General features: G+C 36.2%; 15 protein-coding genes. 11 read left to right on the forward strand and 4 right to left on the reverse strand.

Annotated elements, in window-relative coordinates:
• Positions 1-37 precede the first annotated feature (37 nt).
• The 3 genes from RCG20_RS13825 to RCG20_RS13835 form a co-directional block, all read right to left on the reverse strand.
• Positions 38-1,252 (reverse strand): MFS transporter, encoded by a 1,215-nt coding sequence (locus RCG20_RS13825; RefSeq protein ID WP_308180714.1) that lies wholly within the window; start codon positions 1,250-1,252, stop codon positions 38-40.
• A gap of 293 nt (positions 1,253-1,545) precedes the next feature.
• Positions 1,546-1,749: a YbdD/YjiX family protein gene (locus tag RCG20_RS13830; protein WP_308180715.1), complete on the reverse strand. Its 204-nt coding sequence runs from the start codon at positions 1,747-1,749 to the stop codon at positions 1,546-1,548.
• Positions 1,742-3,817 (reverse strand): carbon starvation CstA family protein, encoded by a 2,076-nt coding sequence (locus tag RCG20_RS13835; RefSeq protein ID WP_308180716.1) that lies wholly within the window; start codon positions 3,815-3,817, stop codon positions 1,742-1,744. Before RCG20_RS13835 ends, RCG20_RS13830 begins: the two co-directional genes overlap by 8 nt.
• 274 nt (positions 3,818-4,091) lie before the next feature.
• Between RCG20_RS13835 and RCG20_RS13840 the strand changes: the two genes are divergently transcribed.
• The 3 genes from RCG20_RS13840 to RCG20_RS13850 all read left to right on the forward strand — a co-directional run bounded on the left by RCG20_RS13840 (position 4,092) and on the right by RCG20_RS13850 (position 6,374).
• Positions 4,092-4,859, forward strand: a complete 768-nt coding sequence (locus RCG20_RS13840) for a threonine/serine exporter family protein (protein WP_308180717.1) — start codon at positions 4,092-4,094, stop codon at positions 4,857-4,859.
• 148 nt (positions 4,860-5,007) lie between these two features.
• Positions 5,008-5,454: a threonine/serine exporter family protein gene (locus RCG20_RS13845; protein WP_308184347.1), complete on the forward strand. Its 447-nt coding sequence runs from the start codon at positions 5,008-5,010 to the stop codon at positions 5,452-5,454.
• Positions 5,455-5,627: 173 nt separating this feature from the next.
• Entirely contained in the window at positions 5,628-6,374 is a 747-nt protein-coding gene (locus RCG20_RS13850; protein ID WP_308180718.1) for a C39 family peptidase, read from the forward strand.
• A gap of 442 nt (positions 6,375-6,816) precedes the next feature.
• On the opposite strand, the gene RCG20_RS13855 is transcribed toward RCG20_RS13850, so the two are convergent.
• Positions 6,817-8,229 carry an amino acid permease gene (locus tag RCG20_RS13855; protein ID WP_308180719.1) on the reverse strand — a complete coding sequence of 471 codons (1,413 nt, stop codon included), beginning with the start codon at positions 8,227-8,229 and terminating at the stop codon, positions 6,817-6,819.
• 500 nt (positions 8,230-8,729) lie between these two features.
• On the opposite strand from RCG20_RS13855, the gene RCG20_RS13860 reads away from it, so the two are divergent.
• The 8 genes from RCG20_RS13860 to RCG20_RS13895 all read left to right on the forward strand — a co-directional run bounded on the left by RCG20_RS13860 (position 8,730) and on the right by RCG20_RS13895 (position 19,898).
• Positions 8,730-9,971: an ATP-binding protein gene (locus RCG20_RS13860; RefSeq protein WP_308180720.1), complete on the forward strand. Its 1,242-nt coding sequence runs from the start codon at positions 8,730-8,732 to the stop codon at positions 9,969-9,971.
• 440 nt (positions 9,972-10,411) lie between these two features.
• Positions 10,412-11,827, forward strand: coding sequence for a branched-chain amino acid transporter BcaP (locus RCG20_RS13865; RefSeq protein WP_308180721.1), 1,416 nt, complete (start codon positions 10,412-10,414; stop codon positions 11,825-11,827).
• Positions 11,828-11,981: 154 nt separating this feature from the next.
• Positions 11,982-13,223 carry an ATP-binding protein gene (locus tag RCG20_RS13870; protein WP_308180722.1) on the forward strand — a complete coding sequence of 414 codons (1,242 nt, stop codon included), beginning with the start codon at positions 11,982-11,984 and terminating at the stop codon, positions 13,221-13,223.
• 194 nt (positions 13,224-13,417) lie between these two features.
• A complete protein-coding gene (locus RCG20_RS13875) occupies positions 13,418-14,626 on the forward strand; it encodes an HD-GYP domain-containing protein (protein WP_308180723.1) in 1,209 nt (402 codons plus the stop codon).
• 131 nt (positions 14,627-14,757) lie between these two features.
• Complete coding sequence (locus RCG20_RS13880; RefSeq protein ID WP_308180724.1) at positions 14,758-15,954, forward strand: hypothetical protein; 1,197 nt, start codon at positions 14,758-14,760, stop codon at positions 15,952-15,954.
• Between the two features lie 146 nt (positions 15,955-16,100).
• On the forward strand, positions 16,101-17,183 hold the full coding sequence (locus tag RCG20_RS13885) for a hypothetical protein (protein ID WP_308180725.1): 1,083 nt from the start codon (positions 16,101-16,103) through the stop codon (positions 17,181-17,183).
• Complete coding sequence (locus tag RCG20_RS13890) at positions 17,170-19,341, forward strand: molybdopterin oxidoreductase family protein (RefSeq protein ID WP_308180726.1); 2,172 nt, start codon at positions 17,170-17,172, stop codon at positions 19,339-19,341. Before RCG20_RS13885 ends, RCG20_RS13890 begins: the two co-directional genes overlap by 14 nt.
• Positions 19,338-19,898: a 4Fe-4S dicluster domain-containing protein gene (locus RCG20_RS13895; RefSeq protein WP_308180727.1), complete on the forward strand. Its 561-nt coding sequence runs from the start codon at positions 19,338-19,340 to the stop codon at positions 19,896-19,898. The genes RCG20_RS13890 and RCG20_RS13895 overlap by 4 nt, the downstream gene beginning before the upstream one ends.

A 19,898-nucleotide genomic window follows, 5' to 3' on the forward strand; every position in this document is an offset into this window, starting at 1 on the left:
GGTGCATTTTGCCTGGTTCTTACCTTATTATTGATCCTTAAACAGGGTGTTTCACCAGCTCTGGGTGACGGTGAACTGAAAGGTACAAAACAAGGCTACTTAAAATTAGCAGAGAGCTTGTGCTTATGAAGACAGCAGAGAATCCTAAGTATCCTGAAATAAACCCGCCAAGCAGTGGTCCGAATATATTGCCAAAGAATCGGAGGCTTGTATTATAGCCAATAACCTCGCCTTGAACTGCAATCGGTGCTTTTTGGCGAAGGTAGGCAATCTGGACAGGAATAATCCCCCCGAGGGAAACCCCAAGTGCAAAACGGATTAAGACAAGTTGCCCATAGCTTGTTACAAATGCTCCTGGTAGATAAATAATACCTGCCAGGAAGAGAAGGAGGATAAGGATTTTTTCATAGCCGTGGCGATCCGCAATTTTACCCCAATTACGAGACATCATTAAATTCCCAAGACCTGCCACAGAAAAAGCTATACCAGAGTAGAAGGCAACATTTCCTTTTCCGTGTAAATCACTTACATACAACGAAAGAATCGGCTGAATGCTAAAGTGAGCAATTTGAATTAGGGATGAAATAAGCAGGACTGTTAACAAAATTGGATTTCGGATTATAAGTTGAATGACTTCTTTGCTTGAATAAATGGACTTAGTCTCTTGTTTTTCAGCTATTCGGTATTCCTTTGTTACCATCACTAGGAGGGCTGAAATCAAAATGAAGAAAGAGGTATATTTAAATGTAGTTGAATAACCAATTGAATCTGCTAACACCCCACCAATGATTGGACCAAGTAGTGAACCAGTGATGGTACCAGTTTGGAGGGTACCAAGGACACGTCCTGCAATTTTCTTGGGAGTTTGTGTAGAAATGAATGCTTGTGACATGGAGATAAATCCTGAGAAAAATCCCATAAAAAAGCGCAATATAAATAATTGTAAAACGGAATGGACAAATCCCATCATGAAGACTGATACTGCCATGCCCAGGCCGCAATAAATAAGAATCTTTTTCCTGCCGTACCGATCGCCGATTCTCCCCCAAATAGGTGAAAAGGCAAAGGCAGATACAAATGTGACTCCAAAAGTTAAGCCAGACCAATGTTGGACATATCTTTCAGAGAATTTTCCGAATGTCTCGATGTACAACGACAGAAAAGGCAATACCATTGTCATGCTGCCATTAATGAAAAAGTTGGCAAACCACATAATGTGTAAATTCCGCCTTGCGTTCTCCTGCTGATCCATATCCTAACACTTCTTTCTGTAAAACTACTTCGGTTTCCTAAATAATAGCATAAAGGAATTTTAGAAAAATATAAATAGGTTTTACTTACTTTTAAAAATTGTACTTAAAATGAATGAAAAGAAAATGACATTAATTAATATGCACTTTGTTTAAGTAATTAGGCTCTTTTAAAAGTTTACTACTTTCAAATCCTAAAATAAAAGAAAAGACCTGCAACTGGTTGGTTGCAGGTCTTTGTGCGAAAATATCACACATATTTAATGTAATTTAAAAAATTAGGCAGCCCATTACCTTAACAACATCTAGAAACTTTTCCACCTTTAGCGTTGTAACGAGCTTCTTGGGCTTCGCAGAAAAATTCTTTCCTTGATTTAATTGATTCATCAGGGTGATGTGAATGCATATGTTCCATGTATATTTCATAGCTTGGAACACCGACAAGTAGACTAAGGAATTGCTTCCTATATACCATCACATTTTTGATTTTTTTAAACATACGTCTTGACATCTCCTTTGCCTCGTGGCACATAAGGAGATTCGTGCAATGTCAGTTTGTGATTGGTTAATACTTGAATCCAAATCCGTACTGCAGCAATAAGGACAACGATAACAACAACCATGAAAATACCACAAAGTGAAGCATCTACATAATCGTTAATAAGTACTTGTTTCATTTGAGCCATACTAGTTGCTGGTGCTAGAACCTTATCACTATTATAGGCCGCTTTATAGATCTTTGCATGAGCTAAGAAACCAATTTTAGGATTATCATGGAAAAGTTTTTGCCACCCAGCGACCAATGTGACAATAAGCAGCCAAGTAGTCGGAAGAAGCGTGACCCATACATACGCTTTTTTGCCCATTTTAAATAGGATGGTTGTGCCAAGAAGTAAGGCAATTCCAGCGAGCATTTGGTTAGCAATCCCGAATAGTGGCCACAGGGTATTAATTCCTCCTAGAGGGTCAATTACCCCTTGATATAAGAAGTAACCCCAAAAGGAAACGCATAAAGCAGTCGCGATAAGGTTTGGTATAAGAGATTCGGTCTTGGAAAATGGTTTGTATGCCATTCCACCAAGGTCTTGAATCATAAAACGACCAACGCGTGTTCCTGCATCAATTGTTGTTAAAATAAACAGTGCCTCGAAAAGAATAGCAAAATGGTACCAGAAAGCCATTAAAGCTTTACCACCAATTACTTTTGAAAAAATGGTTGCCATTCCGATGGCAAGTGTTGGAGCGCCACCTGTTCTAGATAGAATGGTTTGTTCGCCGACATCTTTGGCTATGGTAGTTAATTGATCTGGTGTCACGGTAAAGCCCCAACTTGAGACAGTAGTTGCAGCCTGAACCACATCTACACCAATCAATGCTGGTGGGCTATTGATAGCAAAGTACACTCCAGGAGTAAGTACACATGCAGCAATCATTGCCATTACGGCAACAAATGATTCAGTAAGCATGGCTCCATAACCAATAGGGCGCGCGTGTGATTCAATTTCAATCATTTTCGGCGTGGTTCCGGATGAAACCAAAGCATGGAATCCAGAAACAGATCCACAAGCAATTGTTATAAATAAGAATGGAAATAGGTTACCGGCAAAAACAGGGCCTGTTCCATCAATAAATTTAGTAACCCCAGCCATCTTTAAATCTGGAGCAACGATGACAATTCCTAAGGCAAGAGCAAGAATAGTCCCAACCTTTAAGAAAGTGCTTAAATAATCACGTGGAGCTAGAAGCAACCAAACAGGAAGAACAGATGCAATAAAACCATAAATAATCATCATAATGGCAATTGTTTCACCTTTGAACGTAAACATAGCTGCAAGTGTAGGATCTTCTGATACATTTTGGCCGAAATAAAGAGCGAGCATCAATAAAACAATACCTATTACTGAGGCCTCACCAACACGACCTGGGCGAATGTAACGCATATAAATTCCCATAAAAATCGCAATAGGCATAGTTGCAGCAATCGTGAACATTCCCCAAGGGCTGCCAGTTAATGCTTTTACAACTACCAATGCTAAAACTGCTAATAAAATAATCATAATGCCTAAAATACCAATCATAGAAATTAAACCTGTTACCGGGCCCATTTCTTCTTTAATCATTTCACCAAGCGATTTACCATTTCTACGCATAGAGCCAAATAGAATAATAAAGTCTTGTACAGCTCCTGCTAAAACAACTCCAACAATAATCCAAAGTGTTCCTGGAAGATAGCCCATTTGAGCGGCTAAAATGGGTCCTACCAGTGGACCAGCACCAGCGATTGCAGCAAAGTGGTGACCAAATAGCACCCATTTGTTTGTTGGAACATAATCCTTCCCATCATTGTTGATTTCTGCAGGTGTCTTCCTATTATTATCTAACTGGAAAACCTTTTTTGCTATGAATCGACTGTAGAAACGGTAGGCAATTGCATAGACACATATCGCTGCAGTAAGAAGCCATACTGCATTGATACTTTCTCCTTTGTTTAGGGCCATGATTGCAAACCCCGCTGCACCGAGCGCTGAAACCACACCCCAAAGAATAATAGATTTTATTGCCTTCATTTATCTTCCCCCTTTTCAATAATCTACCAACATTATAATTTATTATTATGAATATTTGTACAATTATTGAATATTTTTTAAGAATAATTTAAAAATTCCAAATTACAATATTGGTATTTGGTAATATATTCATAAATATATTAACTAGACAAATAAATAGAACTAAGAGGATATAGGGAGTCAAGCATCCTTTACAAGCTCCCAATTGATTCAAGAGATTGTTTTGATTAAACTGTAAAGTAATAAACATTGAAAATGTTGTGGAGAGATGTAGATGGAAAGTAAAGATACAAGTATAGACAAAATCATGGAGGCCTGCTTACTTGCTGGCAAAGTAATGCTTCAAAGTGGTGCGGAGACGTATCGTGTTGAGGATACGATGATGCGAATGGCGTCCTCCTTCGGCATTGAAGAAACCCATAGCTATGTAACACCTACTGGGATTATTTTCTCAGCGGAAAGTAAGGAGCCAACGAAAACAAAGCTGATTAGAATATTGGAACGATCTACCGATTTAAAAAAGGTTGCAATGGTGAATAGTATCTCAAGAAAAATTAGTAGCGGTGAGGTTAATCCAAACGAGGCGTTAGAGCTTTTACAAGAAGTAGATTCTTTGAACGTTACATTTCCGTTTAAGTTGCAAGTGGTTGCAGCATCTATTGCAAGTGGATGTTTTTTAATCATGTTCAATGGTGTTTGGTATGATTTTATCCCAGCGATGATTTCAGGGGGATTGGGATATCTGAGTTTTATTTATTTTCATCGCTTTGTTCCAATCAGATTTTTCTCCGAATTTATGGCCTCATTTATTATTGGTTTACTTTCCTTGCTATTTGTAAAAATAGGATGGGGACATGAACTGGATAAAATTATCATTGGCTCTTTGATGTCACTCGTTCCTGGGCTTTTAATCACCAATGCTCTAAGAGATTTAATGGCGGGCCATCTTGTCTCAGGCCTATCAAAGGGAGCAGAAGCTCTCTTGACCTCATTTGCTATTGGCTCAGGGATTGCAATTGTCTTATCTTTTTTGGCCAGTTAGAATCAACATTTTTTAAAAATAATGCACGATGTACAGGATGTCCTAGTAAAGAAAGTGCCGCGGGACTTGGTGAATTAAACCTCTTCGTTGTCCTGAGTGGGTATGTCATTAGGAGAGTCTTATAATGAATGAAAGGTTGAGATGCAGTATGACAATCCTAGCCCAGTTAATAACTAGCTTTATTGGTACAGGAGCATTTGGAATTATTTTTAATGCACCGAAAAATTCGTTAATCAAATGTGCCCTTATTGGAATGGGAGGTTGGGCTATCTATTTTATTATCGACGGTGTTTATGGTGATGCCGTTTTGGCTACTTTAGCAGCAGCATTGTTTATTGGAGTGGTTAGTCATGTTTTGGCGAAGATCTACAAAACGCCTGTCATTATTTTTAGCGTTGCTGGAATGATTCCGTTGGTACCTGGGGGCCTTGCCTATAATGCAATGAGGAATTTTGTTGAAAATGATTATAATTCAGCCCTTCAATTGGCGGCAGAAGCATTTATGATCTCAGGGGCGATTGCCTTCGGTCTTGTTTTTTCGGAGGTTATTAATCAGGTGATTCGGAAACTAATATCGAATAAAAAATATTTGTAGTACCTTTTAAAAGGTATCGCTATCGTGGATTAAAAAAAGGAAATTACCCCCCAAAAGAAGAAATTAAGGTAAAGTTAAGAAATTTTACTTATTCTTTTGGAAGAGCCAAACTTTCAGAAAAATTCTCTTGGAATTTAAAAAGAAGAATTAGGAAGATTGTTTGAACGGGGGGGATGAATACAATTTTTAAAAATATTTTAGGACTTATTTTTTTAATTATTCCATTATTTTTTGTTGATCATACGTTTGCAAGTAAGCCTTCCTCTCAAAATTTGGCCCGTAGCTTAAAAATAAGGGAACTTGCTATAGAAGAAAAGCAGCATATTTTAGCAAAAAGTATGTTGCTTGATGTCCCACTCATAAACCAAATGGCAGCACCTAGGCTCTATAATGGATGCGAAGTAACGAGTCTAGCGATGGTTCTTAACTATAATGGATACCATGTCACGAAAAATGAATTAGCAGAAAAAGTGAAAACTGTACCATTAACATATAGTAATGGTAAAAAGGGAAATCCTACTATTGGATTTGTAGGGGATATTGCTAATGGTCCTGGGCTTGGGGTTTACAATGGCCCTATTTATGACCTCACCCAGCAATATGCTGGAGATAAAGTACTTAATTTGACAAATAGTCCTTTTATTGATTTATTGAAAAAAATAAATAAGAAAGAACCAGTTTGGATTATTACGACAACAAAATTTGCGCCTGTTTCAGTGTTTCAAAATTGGAATACCCCTCAGGGTTTAATCAAGATCACATTTAGCGAACATAGTGTTGTTATAACTGGATATGATGATGATTATATTTTCATTAATGATCCATATGGGTTTAAAAATAGAAAATTGCTTCGAGAAGATTTTGAGAAGGCATGGGAGCAAATGGGGAAACAAGCTATTGTTATTGAAGATAAACTATAAAATTCACATTTGAACGTAAAGGTATTCCATAAATTAATTAAGGCAGAGGAACGAATTGTCCCTCTGCCTTATTTGCTTTTGATCCAGTAGTGGATCGTACTTGTAACTTGGTCATATCGTAAAGTGCACATTCGCAAGGTAAAAATTTATTATTTAATGATCGTTTTTAATTAACCAATTGCCGCGGTCTAATTTTCCACCTGGTCGTTTTTAACCTAAACGACGTAAGCCCTACCTCTCTTACATCCTAACGGCTCCGAAGCCGATCCAGTGTGAATAAGTATTTCTCAAAAACATGAGCGGAATGCCAGAATTCTTACATTGCGCTTCTGTATCACAAGTTACTTAAATTTCAAAAGCATTTCTACCTATATTATGCTATATTGCTGTTTTTGTCAACAGTAAATTAAAAATAAAAAGTTGAGCCTGGGTTACAGGCTCCTTATTCTTCGCGCAGCTTATGGGGGGTAACAATATGTCTACCTCGGAAAATTACCCAGTAACTTATAAAAATGACAACAATCAGCCCCAGGCTAATGAAAACACCCATTCTTTGTGTCCCACGGAGTAATCCCCCTGAAACTGCGGTGAAAATTAAAGCGATACCTAGATAGGATGTGATAGGATACCCTGGCATATTAAATTTTTGATCCTTTTCCCTATGGGAACGAAGCTTAATTTGTGATGATAAAATAATGGTCCAGTTTAGAATCAACATTACTCCAGCAGCAGTCGTAATGTACTCATATATTGTCCCAGGAAGAATAAATGAAAAAATAAGGAAGGCAGCTAGCGCAGCCCCAGTTAAAAGTAATGCTTTAATTGGTGTTCCTTTCTTATTTTTTTCTGCAAATAATCTGGGCGCATCCCCATCCTCCGCAAGAGAAATGATGATATTTGTAACCGAAAAGAGTGCACCCACCATAGTGGAAAAAGCAGCACTGATTATGATGATATTAAAAATCGAATCAATATACGGTATATTAAATGTCATTAAAGCAGATACAAATGGGCTTTTTGATGCATTGATATGTGTCCACGAAACCATAGACAATGCAAAGAAAATAGACAGAATATAGACAGAAACAAGCGCAATGAGCATGCTGATGCCTGCTTTCGGAACCTCACTTCTATTTTTTAATTCGGGAGCAGCGATTCCAATCATTTCAATTCCTCCAAAGGAGAAAAAGACGAAAATCAATGCCGCCCACATTCCTTTTATACCGGTTGGGAAAAATGTGTGGAAAACATTTTTTGTACTTAAAGAAACAGCATGTGGTGAGATAACATGTGTGACAAGCAATAAGCCGAAAACGACAAAAACAATTAAAGTGGTAAGCTTAACAAGTGCAAACGTTGATTCGATTTTGCCGAAATTTTTGACACCTAAAAGATTAATACCAAATGCAATTACAGAATAGATGATGGTAAAAATCCATAAAGGGATGTGTGGAAACCAAAATCGAGTAAAAGTTGCAAGGGCAACAACTTCACTTGACATAATTAATACTCCTGCTAACCAATACATCCATCCAGATGCGAAGCCCATTGAATTTCCAAATGCTTTTTTTGCAAAGGTTCGGAAGGATCCCGGTGCAGGATCTCTAACAGTCATTTCTGCAAGAGCGCAAAAAACAAAAAATGCCGCCATTCCACCAATTAAATAATCAATCAGGATGGCAGGGCCAGCGGTTTTGATAGAAAGACTTGTCCCAAGGAAAAATCCAGCCCCAATAATTGAGCCAATTCCCATTAAGGAAAGCTGCCACCAGGATAGTGATCCATTTTTTCCTTTCTCGCGATTATCATTCTTTTTATGCTGAACGGATTGCTTTATTACATGATCATTATTCATGAAAAAACTCCTTTCTAGACGCTATACTTTTTTATGTTTTCCCGTTTTTGCTATATCAACCTAAAAATTTCATGGGATTTTTAAGGGAGATAACGTGAGATTTGATTGATTACCCTAGACCGCAAAAAAGAGCTCTCAATGGATCAAAGGAGTCGAATGGATTTCCTTTGACGGCAATAAAGAGCTCTCAAGAGAATCGAATGGTGTTTAAAAGTGAATTGGTTCCAAGATTTTAAAAAAACTTTCATTAGCTATTGAGGTCACGATATTATGAAGACTTTCCAGCCCCATTATGTTTAATGTTTTTCACCAAAATCCTCCAAAAAAGAAGGACAAAAGTAATTTTTGTCGTATTTTAGCTTATAAGAAAATTTATCTTTGTTAACACACTTAAGTAAGTATCTATCGTTGATACATAATCAGCACTCAAATCGCATCAGTGCGACTAGGCAATCGCTAAGTTTTCCTTATCAAAAAAATCCTTTATTAGTTGGTGTGCTATGCTTGCTGAGAAATTACTTTTACATCTGTTAATTACAATATCTCCAGTATTAATACATAGTGTTCTTTTAGAAAATAAGCGTACTAAATATGAACCGGTACTTTGTGGTTTCATAGCTGGTATAGCTTCTGTTCTTTGTATGATTTTTACTTATAAAAATTATGGTTTATATTGGGATCTTCGGTATGTTCCCATAATACTTTCGTTTTTATACTGTGGTCCTCTATCAGGTGGTATTACAGTTTTGCTTGCTCTATTAGCTAGATCAATGATGGATGGAGGTAATCTTCTCTTTGCTTTCATTATTTGTGCAGTGTCCATTACTGCTCCTCTCCTCGTAATAAAGAAGTTTCAGAATTATAGTCCTCGTAAGAGAATCCAGACAGCTATTATTACGGGAATTTGGCCGTTAATTGTTTCATTTTTAGGTTTATTTGTGAATAGTGGCTTTCAGGGGTCCCTTCACAGGCTTTCATTAGGATATGATATTTTCCTGTTAGCCTTTATTCATGTGTTAAGTATAGGATTATCATCTAAGCTAATTGAGAACTTTTGTGAAAAAAAACGAATGACGGCTGAAATAGAGCGAGCTAAAAAACTTAATACCTTAGGGGAACTTGCAGCATCTATTGCACACGAAGTTCGAAATCCTTTAACAGTGGTAAAAGGATTCCTACAGCTAATGAAGCAAGAGGAACATGGTAAAAATTATGAGTACCTCTCGCTTGTTTTAAGTGAACTAGGTCATGCTGAAACAATTATTAGTGATTATTTAAATTTTGCAAAACCAAAGCTTGACAAAATAGAAAAATTTCAAATAAATGATGTCCTCTCGGAGATTATGTTACTTCTTGATCCCTTAGCAATGAAAAATGGTGTACAGTTTGAAAGTGAACTAATTGGAAGTATCTATTTGACAACCGATCGAAATCAACTGAAACAGGCCCTTGTTAATTTTATCAAAAATGCAATTGAAGCAACTGAACAAGGGGGGAAAGTATCGATACGATTAATTCAAGAAAACAATCTTGGCATCATTTATATCTCTGATACTGGAAAGGGAATGACGGAAGAACAGCTAACACGGATTGGGACGTTATTTTATACGACAAAGGAAAAAGGAACCGGTCTTGGCACGTCAGTTTCAATGAGGATTATTGAAACGATGAAAGGGAAGGTTACTTTTATGAGTGAACCAGGGATCGGAACAGAAGTTAAGATGATTTTACCAATTAGCTAAATAGAATAAATACCCCATTTGAGTGGGATAAATAAGAACAAATCATTCGTTGTGTGAATGGTTAGTTCTTTTTTTTTTGGATGAAGAAAGGAGTGGAGTTGTGCAAAAACGGAACATAAATCAATCTATTCTGAACAGAAGGCATTCCTTCAAAAATTTGAATAAAGGGCTCCATTTAGTGAAGTATATATCTTGTTGATATTCATTTTTTACAAGTTTTATAAAAATATTTAAAGTATTTTGAAATAGCATTTTAAAATGTAAATTTTGGTAGAAATGTTGTATTATATTGGCATTATTTTCAAATAATTTTATTTTTCAAAAAATATTGCTTTTTTAATAAATTAATTATATTATTTATTCGACAGGTTTAGACAAACAATATGAATATATTTGTCAGAACATTTAGATAAATAATTAAATAGACAAGAGGTGTATATATGAATTTATTTAGAAAAAAGTCAATCGAAGCTTTAATTAGAGAAACTGGTCAAAAGGATGTAACTCTAAAAAAAGAGTTAGGGGCTTTTGATTTATCATTGCTAGGAATAGGAGCAATTATAGGAACAGGGATTTTTGTTTTAACAGGTGTTGCTGCAGCTGAACATGCTGGTCCTGCACTTATTCTCTCATTTGTATTATCTGGTTTAGCTTGTGTATTTGCAGCCCTTTGCTACGCGGAATTTGCTTCAACTGTTCCGGTTTCTGGTAGTGCTTATACGTATAGCTACGCTACATTTGGAGAATTGATTGCTTGGGTATTAGGTTGGGATTTGATTTTGGAGTACGGACTTGCGTCTTCTGCAGTTGCCAGTGGTTGGTCAGGATACTTCCAAGGATTGCTCGCAGGCTTTGGTATTCATTTTCCTAAAGCATTGACAAGTGCTTATGATCCTGCAAATGGAACGTTCATTGACCTGCCTGCTATCTTAATTGCATTTGTTATCGCCTTACTATTAACACAAGGTGTAAAAAAATCTGCACGATTTAACTCAATCATGGTTATGATAAAATTAGCCGTTGTAATATTATTTATTGTCGTTGGTGCATGGTATGTGAAGCCTGCAAACTGGACTCCATTTATGCCTTTTGGTTTCTCGGGAGTTGCAACTGGCGCAGCGACAGTATTCTTTGCTTATATTGGTTTTGATGCAGTATCCACAGCCGCGGAGGAAGTAAAAAATCCGCAGCGTAATATGCCAATCGGAATAATTGCATCCCTACTTGTTTGTACGGTTCTATATATTATCGTTTCCGCTATCTTAACTGGTATTGTTCCTTATACACACTTAGATGTAAAAAATCCTGTAGCGTTTGCGCTTAATTATATTCATCAGGATTGGGCTGCAGGCTTCATTTCACTAGGAGCTATTGCCGGGATCACAACAGTTTTACTCGTAATGATGTACGGACAAACTCGCTTGTTCTATGCAATCAGCCGCGATGGTTTGTTGCCAAAAGTATTTTCAAAAGTAGATAAGAAAAAACAAACACCAATTGTAAATACATGGATTACTTTTTTCCTTGTATCAATCTTTGCTGGATTAGTGCCACTAGGTAAGCTTGCAGAGTTAACGAATATTGGTACATTATTCGCTTTCATGACGGTATCAGTAGGTATCTTATATCTTCGTAAAAACAAAGAGGCTCCAAAAACTGGTTTCCGCGTTCCATTTGTTCCATTGGTTCCGATACTTGCGTTCATTTTCTGCGGATATTTAGCCCTTCAGCTACCAGCTTTAACGTGGTACAGCTTTGTAATATGGCTTGTGATCGGGTTGTTCGTATACTTTGGATATGGACGAAAACATTCAAAAATGAATAATAGTGAAGAAGGCGTAAGAAAGATCAGTTAATTGAATTGAAAGAAAAGACCTACCTCTGGGTGGGTCTTTTTGTCGTATATTCCATATTTTTGTCGAAATTCATCACTTTTTTCATAAAGTTTTCCTATTTAATGCTAATAAGATGGTAAAATAGAAAGAAAAAAGTTATAAGAGGCGTATGAGTATGAAATCAGGCGTTAATGCAACTACAAAATTGATTTTTGAAGAGAAGAAGGCTATAAAGTTATTTTTATGGTTGTTTTACATCTTTTATTTTGCTTTTGATATTTTATATTATTATTTCTATCCAATTTATACAAAAAGTAATAGTCTAGGATTTCCTAGAGATGGATTAGGGCTTTGGCTTTATGTTTTAGTATTAGGATTATTATACCCTGCGATTTACTATTACAAAAAGGAAAACCCATATATTATTAAATATATCATTGTTATTGGTTATGTAATTATTGATACTACAAATGTTATAATTGTCAATTTTGGAAGTTTAAAACCATTTGACACAGGGAATATAGTTGAAATTTTATTTTTCTTTTTTTCACCAATATTTGTAAATAAAAAGTATTTTTGGACAGCCTCATCTTTGATAATGGGAAGGTATCTTTTCTTAGGATTAGTTTTACAAGATAAACGTTACTTTTTCCCTATAGTAATATACCTTATTATATTTGCGATTTCATGGATAATCTTAATTCGATTTTATTCATACATAAATTCTCTAAAAAATGCTTACGAAGAACTTAGACAAAAAGAAAAGTTAGCTACCATGGGTCAGATGGCTGCAGCTATTGGACATGAAATTCGTAATCCATTAGCATCATTGAGAGGTTTTACACAGCTTCAACAGGAAAGAAATCCAAATACAAATGATTTTTATCCTATCATGATTCAGGAGATTGATAGAATAAATATAATTGTAGATGATTTAATGTATCTTGGTAAGCCAAAAGCAATCCAGATTGAAAAAGAAAATATTGAAGAAATTATTGCATATACCTTATCTATTTTGCAACAACAGGCTCGAAGACAGGGCGTTAATGTTGAAACCGTAATGGAAGGTCCACTACCGCCTATCGATTGTGATGAGAAACAATTGAAACAAGTATTTATTAATCTCATAAAAAATGCCATCGAAGCAATGCCAGACGGTGGAAAGATAAAAATTAATCTTAAAGCTCCTAAAGAAAATAAATTGTTAATTACTATCCAGGATGAGGGATGTGGAATTGAAGATGAAGACTTATTGAATTTGGGGGATCCTTTTTATACAACTAAAAAGGAAGGAACTGGTCTTGGATTAATGGTAACAAATAATATTATTAAAGATCATAAGGGAGAATTGATAATTAATAGTAGAATTGGGGAAGGGACCAAGATAGAGGTTGTTTTGCCAATTACTCAAAAATAAACATTCTTCTATTAAAATTGTTGAAATAAATGGAATTCCTACGAGAAATGTCTCCAAATTAAAGATTTTTTTCTATTTTTATACACAAATCGGACTTTTTATATATTTTTCTATTTTTACAAATGATTTATAATGTAGGAAAGTGTCGGAAATAATTGTGTAGTGTGAATCATTTTAAGATGTGAGGTAGGCAAATGAATAAACTTCCAATTGATTCGAATTTAGTCTATGAAGAAAAGCGTGCTTTAAAATGGTTTCTAGTTCTATTTTATATTATATATATTTCGTTTGATGTATCGTATACTCTTATTTCAAAGTATATCCCAAGATTAAAAGATGACACCCCAGATGTATTGCGTAGTTGGATATATATAGTTATGTTTGCATTAATCCCAATCGCCTACTACCTATATAAAAAGCAAAAATATCACCTTATTAAATATATTTATTTTATAAGTTACACAGCTTTAACCTTTTTAGATGACATACTTACATTTTACGGTAAACCAGAACTCTATAAAAGTGGTAATGTAGTTGAAATCTTTTGGCTACTATTATCACCAATATTTGTTAGTATTCCTTTTGTAAAAGTAGTTTCGATAGGATTGGTAATGAAGTATATTGCTGCAGGATTGATAATTAAAACTCCTTATGCACTAATGGGGATTTTATTAGTAACAATACTTTCTATATTTTCATTTATTTTATTAAATCGATTTCTATCATATGTCAAGACTATTAAAAACTCGTATGATCATCAGCTAGTAGGTATTGTTAAAGGTGTAATTGCTACACTTGAACTTAAAGATCCTTACACTAGGGGGCATAGTGAACGAGTTGCAAGCTATGCTATGGTGTTAGCAAAAGAGTCAGGAAAATTGACGGATGATGAATTGAAAGGTTTTAATTACGCTTGTTTACTCCATGATATTGGGAAGATTAACATTCCAGATCAAATTTTAATGAAGCCTTCAAGTTTAACAAAAGAGGAATATGAAATAATTAAATCCCATACCGTCGTAGGGGCAGAGGCCGTTTCAAAAGTTGTTGGATTAAAAGATAGTATTGATATCATCCGGTCACATCATGAATGGTGGAATGGAAAAGGTTATCCAGATCAATTTAAAGGTGAAGAAATACCTTACCTGGCAAGAGTAGCTGCTATTGCAGATGCATTTGATGCGATGACATCCACAAGATCTTATAGGTCAGCATTAACTGTTGATGAAGCTTATGGACGTATTATAGAGGGTAGTGGCTCTCAGTTTGATCCTGAATTAGTAGATATATTTAAAAAGGTATTTATAAAATGGAAAGAAATCCAAATGGATGCATCTCTTTATCAAGAGTTTCCAAATAGGGAGTTAAATAAGTTTATTATGGATAAGGAGGTGAAATTATGAAAATTCGTAAATTAAATAAAATCAAAGCTACTAGCCCATGTTGGTGGTGCTTTTGGTTGTAATATAAAACGGGAGGGGATGTTAGAAATCCATCTCCCTATTTTTATATATTATAAATTAAGGGTGTTACGATGAACTTAACTGTAGATTCACGTTTAAAACTAGTCCCAATTGAAATTCGCAAGGATAAGAAGCATTTTATTGTGGAGGATACGGCAACTGGTGAATTTTATGAGATGCCAGAGGTTTGTATTGATGCAATCCATTTGATCATTAACGGCAAGACTTTAGGTGAGATTGAAAAAGAGTTAATAGAAAAGTATCCGGATGAAGAAATTGGTTTGGTAGATTTTGCTGGTCAGCTTGCTGAACTAGGACTTGTAGAAGAATTTGATGGTGTTAAGGTAGGACTTGAAGTACATAAGAGTAAGGAAAGTTTGGGCTTTGAATGGATTTCTCCTAAACTGGGACAGTTTTTCTTCAATAAGGTTTCGATGATTCTCTATTCTATTTTATTCGTATTAAATAGTATTCTTCTAATCTCCCATCCTGAATTATTTCCTCATTATAAGGATTTATTTATTTTCCGTTTGATGGTGTTGAATATTCCGGCATGGCTGGTAATAACAATAATACTCTTGTTGATTCATGAATTCGGTCATATCCTCGCAGTGAGGGCCAGGGACCTCCCAACGAAATTAGGAATAGGACACCGTTTGTTCCTTGTCGTACTCGAAACAGACATGTCTCCTGTTTGGAAACTACCCTCAAAGGATCGAAACGTACTTTATTTAGCAGGTATTTGTTTTGATACAGTCATGTTATTTTTATCATTAGCAACACAACTCCTCATTCCAAATGTATCAGGGGTTTTCCTAGGCATCCTCCATGTAGTAGTATTGGATACATTTATTAGAATGGTCTATCAATGTTGCGTCTATATGAAAACAGATCTGTACTATGTCATTGAAAATAGTAGTGGCTGTTATAATCTAATGGAAAATGCCCAGCAACTTATTAGGAAAAAGCTTTCGTTTATAAAATTATCAGGAACTGAAGAGGTTATTTTTGATGGGGAAAGAAAAACAGTTTTCTTGTATTCTATTTTCTATTTTATAGGTGTATTTTTGACAGTTTTCCTTTATATTCTCTTTTATCTTCCACAATTGTTCTATGCTTTCCATAAGGAAATTCCAAAACTTGAAAAAACACCGAGAAGCTTGGAATTTTGGGATGCAGTACTTTTTGTATTGCAGATAACCATTATTTTTGGAATCCTCCTATATTCCTGGAGAAAAAAGTACTCCAAGAAAACAATTAAAAGTTAAATGTGACAAATTTTTGTCTAAAGTGAAATATATAGGGGTTTTCTCCCTATATTATAGGGGAGTTCCCCGATACGGATAACACTGCAATTTTCTTAGAATGTAGATAAGAAAATGATAGTGTTATTTTTTTTGAGGAGGAACCAAGAATGCAGGCAAATATTTCAACAAATCAAAAGCCCAAAAGTTCAATCAATGATGCATTTGCTTCCCATTTTGCTAAGTCAATGTTTTTAACTGTTGCAGGACTTGCACTTTTAACTCTTGTAGGTACAAGAATGTTTACACATATTGACTTGAATCTTTATGGATATATGATGGGAACAATCGTCTTTATTGGGGGGTTCTTTTACCGCTTTATTGCTTGGGGTGAAAGGCCACCAACAAAAATCTTTATAAAAAAAGGGCTTAAATTATTATTTAGGAAGAACACAGCTAAAACAGCTGTTAATCAATTAGCTATTTACGATTTTATTTGGAATCGGGGAATTTACCGTTGGGTCCAACACGTTCTGATTGGTTGGGGTTGTGTCCTTTCGTGCTTTGTAACATTTCCTCTCGTGTTTGGGTGGATGTATTTTACGATGAGTGACAACGGCTACTATACAGTTGTTGGCCTTGGAATAAACTTGATGAAGGTAAAAGCTGATGGAATCATTTCCTTTTTCTTTTATAATGCTTTGAATTTTACGGCTGTTATGGTTATTTTAGGAGTTTGCATGGCTTTATACAGACGTTTGAAAAATATGCAGGCAAGAGCAGAACAAAATTTTATGTACGATTTTCTGCCATTATATTTATTGTTATTTATTTCGGTAACAGGACTGTTATTGACTTTTATGAACATTGTGATGCATGGTCATGGTCAGCCAATCATGACATTGATTCATCAATTTTCGGTTGTCGTGACATTAATCTATCTTCCTTTCGGAAAACTTGCACATATTCCTTTTCGTCCAATGAGCGTACTTGCAAGGAATTACCGGGAACATTACAGTGAACAATCAATGAAGGAATGCCGAGTATGCGGGGATCATTTCGTTTCAGTTGAGCAATCAAAGGATGTTATTCAGGTTCTAGGGGTAAATGATATTGAATTTGAAATGAAGGAAGGATTCCACCTTGCGGAGTTATGTCTTCCATGTCGCAGAAAATACCGGATAGCTCAATTTTCCGGATTCCCTACTCACACAGTAAAGGTCAAGGAGGCTAACCAGAATGCAAAGGGATAAGTTTTTTAAAGAGATAGAAAATGTACGACATCCGAATGAAACGCTAATCAAGACCCATTGTGCCTATTGCGGCATGCAGTGTGGGATGAACTTAAGGGTAAATAAAGCAACAAATAAAATTATCGGGGTTGAACCTCGTTACGACTGGCCAGTAAACCTAGGAAAAATGTGTCCCAAAGGCGTTACTGCTTATCAGCAAACAAACCATGATGATCGAATTCTAAAGCCATTAATCCGTGATGATACTTCCCTAAAAGGAACAAAAGATGGGTTCCGAGAAGCAACTTGGGATGAAGCTTATGACTTAATTGCAGTTAAATTTAAGGAGCTTCAAGAACAGTATGGAAAAGATACACTGTCTGTTTTTAGTGGTGTTTCCATGACAAATGAAAAGTGCTATTTAACAGGGAAATTTGCAAGGGTTGCTATGCAAACGCGTTATATCGACTATAATGGACGTTTTTGTATGTCCAGTGCTGCAGGTGGATTCCTCCGTTCTTTCGGAGTTGACCGTGGTTCAACACTTCCTTGGACGGATGTTCATGAAACAGATTGTTTATTTATTGCAGGTAGTAATACTGGGGAATGCCATCCAACTTCTATGTTCCGCGTATGGGCTGTTCAAGAAAGAGGAGGGTATTTAATTGTAGCAGACCCTCGTGAAACAGCGATTGCGAGAAGAGCAGATGTTCACTTAGATTTAAGACCTGGAACAGACTTGGCGCTTGCAAATGGAATTTTAAATCTATTGATTCAAAATGGCTATGCGGACGCGGATTTTGTTAACAACCATACAAATGGGTTTGAAGAAACGAAAGAGCTTGTTAAAGAATTTACTCCAGAATATACAAGTGAGTTAACGGGGGTTGCCCCAGAAAAAATTATTCGTGCTGCAGAAATTTACGGTAAAGCTCCGAATGCAATTGTGATGTTTGCCCGTGGCATTGAACAACAGCAAAAGGGAGTAGATAATGTATCTGCCTATACGAATATGGCCTTAGTAACAGGGAAAATCGGGCGTCCTAAAGCAGGTGTTGCGACATTTACTGGGCAAGGCAATGGCCAAGGTGGACGTGAACATGGCCAAAAATCTGATTTACTTCCAGGTTACCGTAAATTGACCAATCCGAAGCATGTTGAAGAAGTATGCCAGGTATGGGGAATTACTCCAGAGGAAATGCCACTTCCAGGTGTTTCTGCATATGAAATGTTTGAACTAATGGAAGAAAAAACAATTCGTGGATTATATTTGCTTTGCTCGAATCCAGCTGTTTCAGCACCAAATCAAAACTTTGTACGTAAGGCTCTTAAGGGATTAGATTTTATGGTGTGCTCAGATTTCTATCTCTCAGAATCTGCTGAGTTTGCCGATGTTATTCTTCCATCTGTAACTTGGTCGGAAGATGAGGGAACCGTCACAAATCTTGAAGGTCGTATTATTAAAATCAATAAAGCACAAGAGCCAATTGGTGAATCAAAGCCTGACTGGCAAATTCAAGTGGAACTTGCGGAACGAATTGGAAGAGGAAAATATTTCTCCCATTTAAAGACGGCGAAGGATGTCGCAGATGAGTTCCGATTGGCATCTAAAGGTGGATATGCTGATTATTATGGTGCCACTTGGGATAAAATCGATAAACAAGATGGAGTCTTCTGGCCTTGTAAAGACGAAAACGATCCAGGAACACCACATATGTTCTTAGACAAAAAGTTTTATCATCCTGATGGAAAAGCAAAAATTTGTGCGCTTCCATACCGTCCGCCTGCTGAAGAACCATGTGAAGAATATCCATTGCGGTTAACAACAGGTCGTGTCGTATACCATTATTTGTCTGGAAACCAAACTAGAAGAATACAATTCTTACGTGATATGTGCCCTGATCCATTCGTTGAAGTCCATCCAGAAACAGCAGCGAAATATAATATTGAGCATGAAGAGCGTGTTCGGTTGTTCTCCCGTAGAGGAGAAGCAGTATATAAAGTGAAAGTAACAGAGGCTATTCGTAAGGATACCGTATTTGTTCCTTATCATTGGGGACATGATCAGTCTATTAATCTCTTAACAAACCCAGCACTTGACCCAATTTCCCGGATGCCGGAATTTAAAGCATGTGCAGCACAAATTGAAAAACTAGAGTTAAAGAAGGTGCAACAATGAAAAAGAGGCTGTATTTAGAACTTGAAAACTGTATTGGATGCCGATCTTGTTTAGCTGCTTGTACACAATGCGGTGGGCATGAGGAACGAAATCGAAACTATGTGTATGATGTAAACCCGCTTGTGAATCGGCAAACGATGCCTCTTATGTGCCTCCATTGTGAGAATCCGGCCTGCGCAAGAAGCTGTCCGGCACAAGCAATCCAAATCCATGAAACAGGTGCTGTCCTTTCTGCCCTTGTTGAAAAGTGTATTGGTTGTCAGAATTGTACAATTGCATGCCCTTATGGTATTCCAAAATTTGATACCGAACAAAATCTAATGTATAAGTGCGACATGTGCATCGATCGCTCAAAAGATGGTATTCCACCAATGTGTGCAAGTGTTTGCCCTTCTAATACAATTCAGTGGTTATCAGATTCAGAGATTGAAGCCAAGAAAAATCAATTTAACCTTAATAATGGTAAATGGGTAACAAGCATGCCTTTCTTAGAAGGCGAAACAAATGTTAAAGTAAATCTTCCTGGTATTTTACAGGGTGTCACTAAATTGTTTTAA

The organism is Neobacillus sp. PS3-40, assembly GCF_030915485.1.
Lineage (GTDB): Bacteria > Bacillota > Bacilli > Bacillales > Cytobacillaceae > JAUZPL01.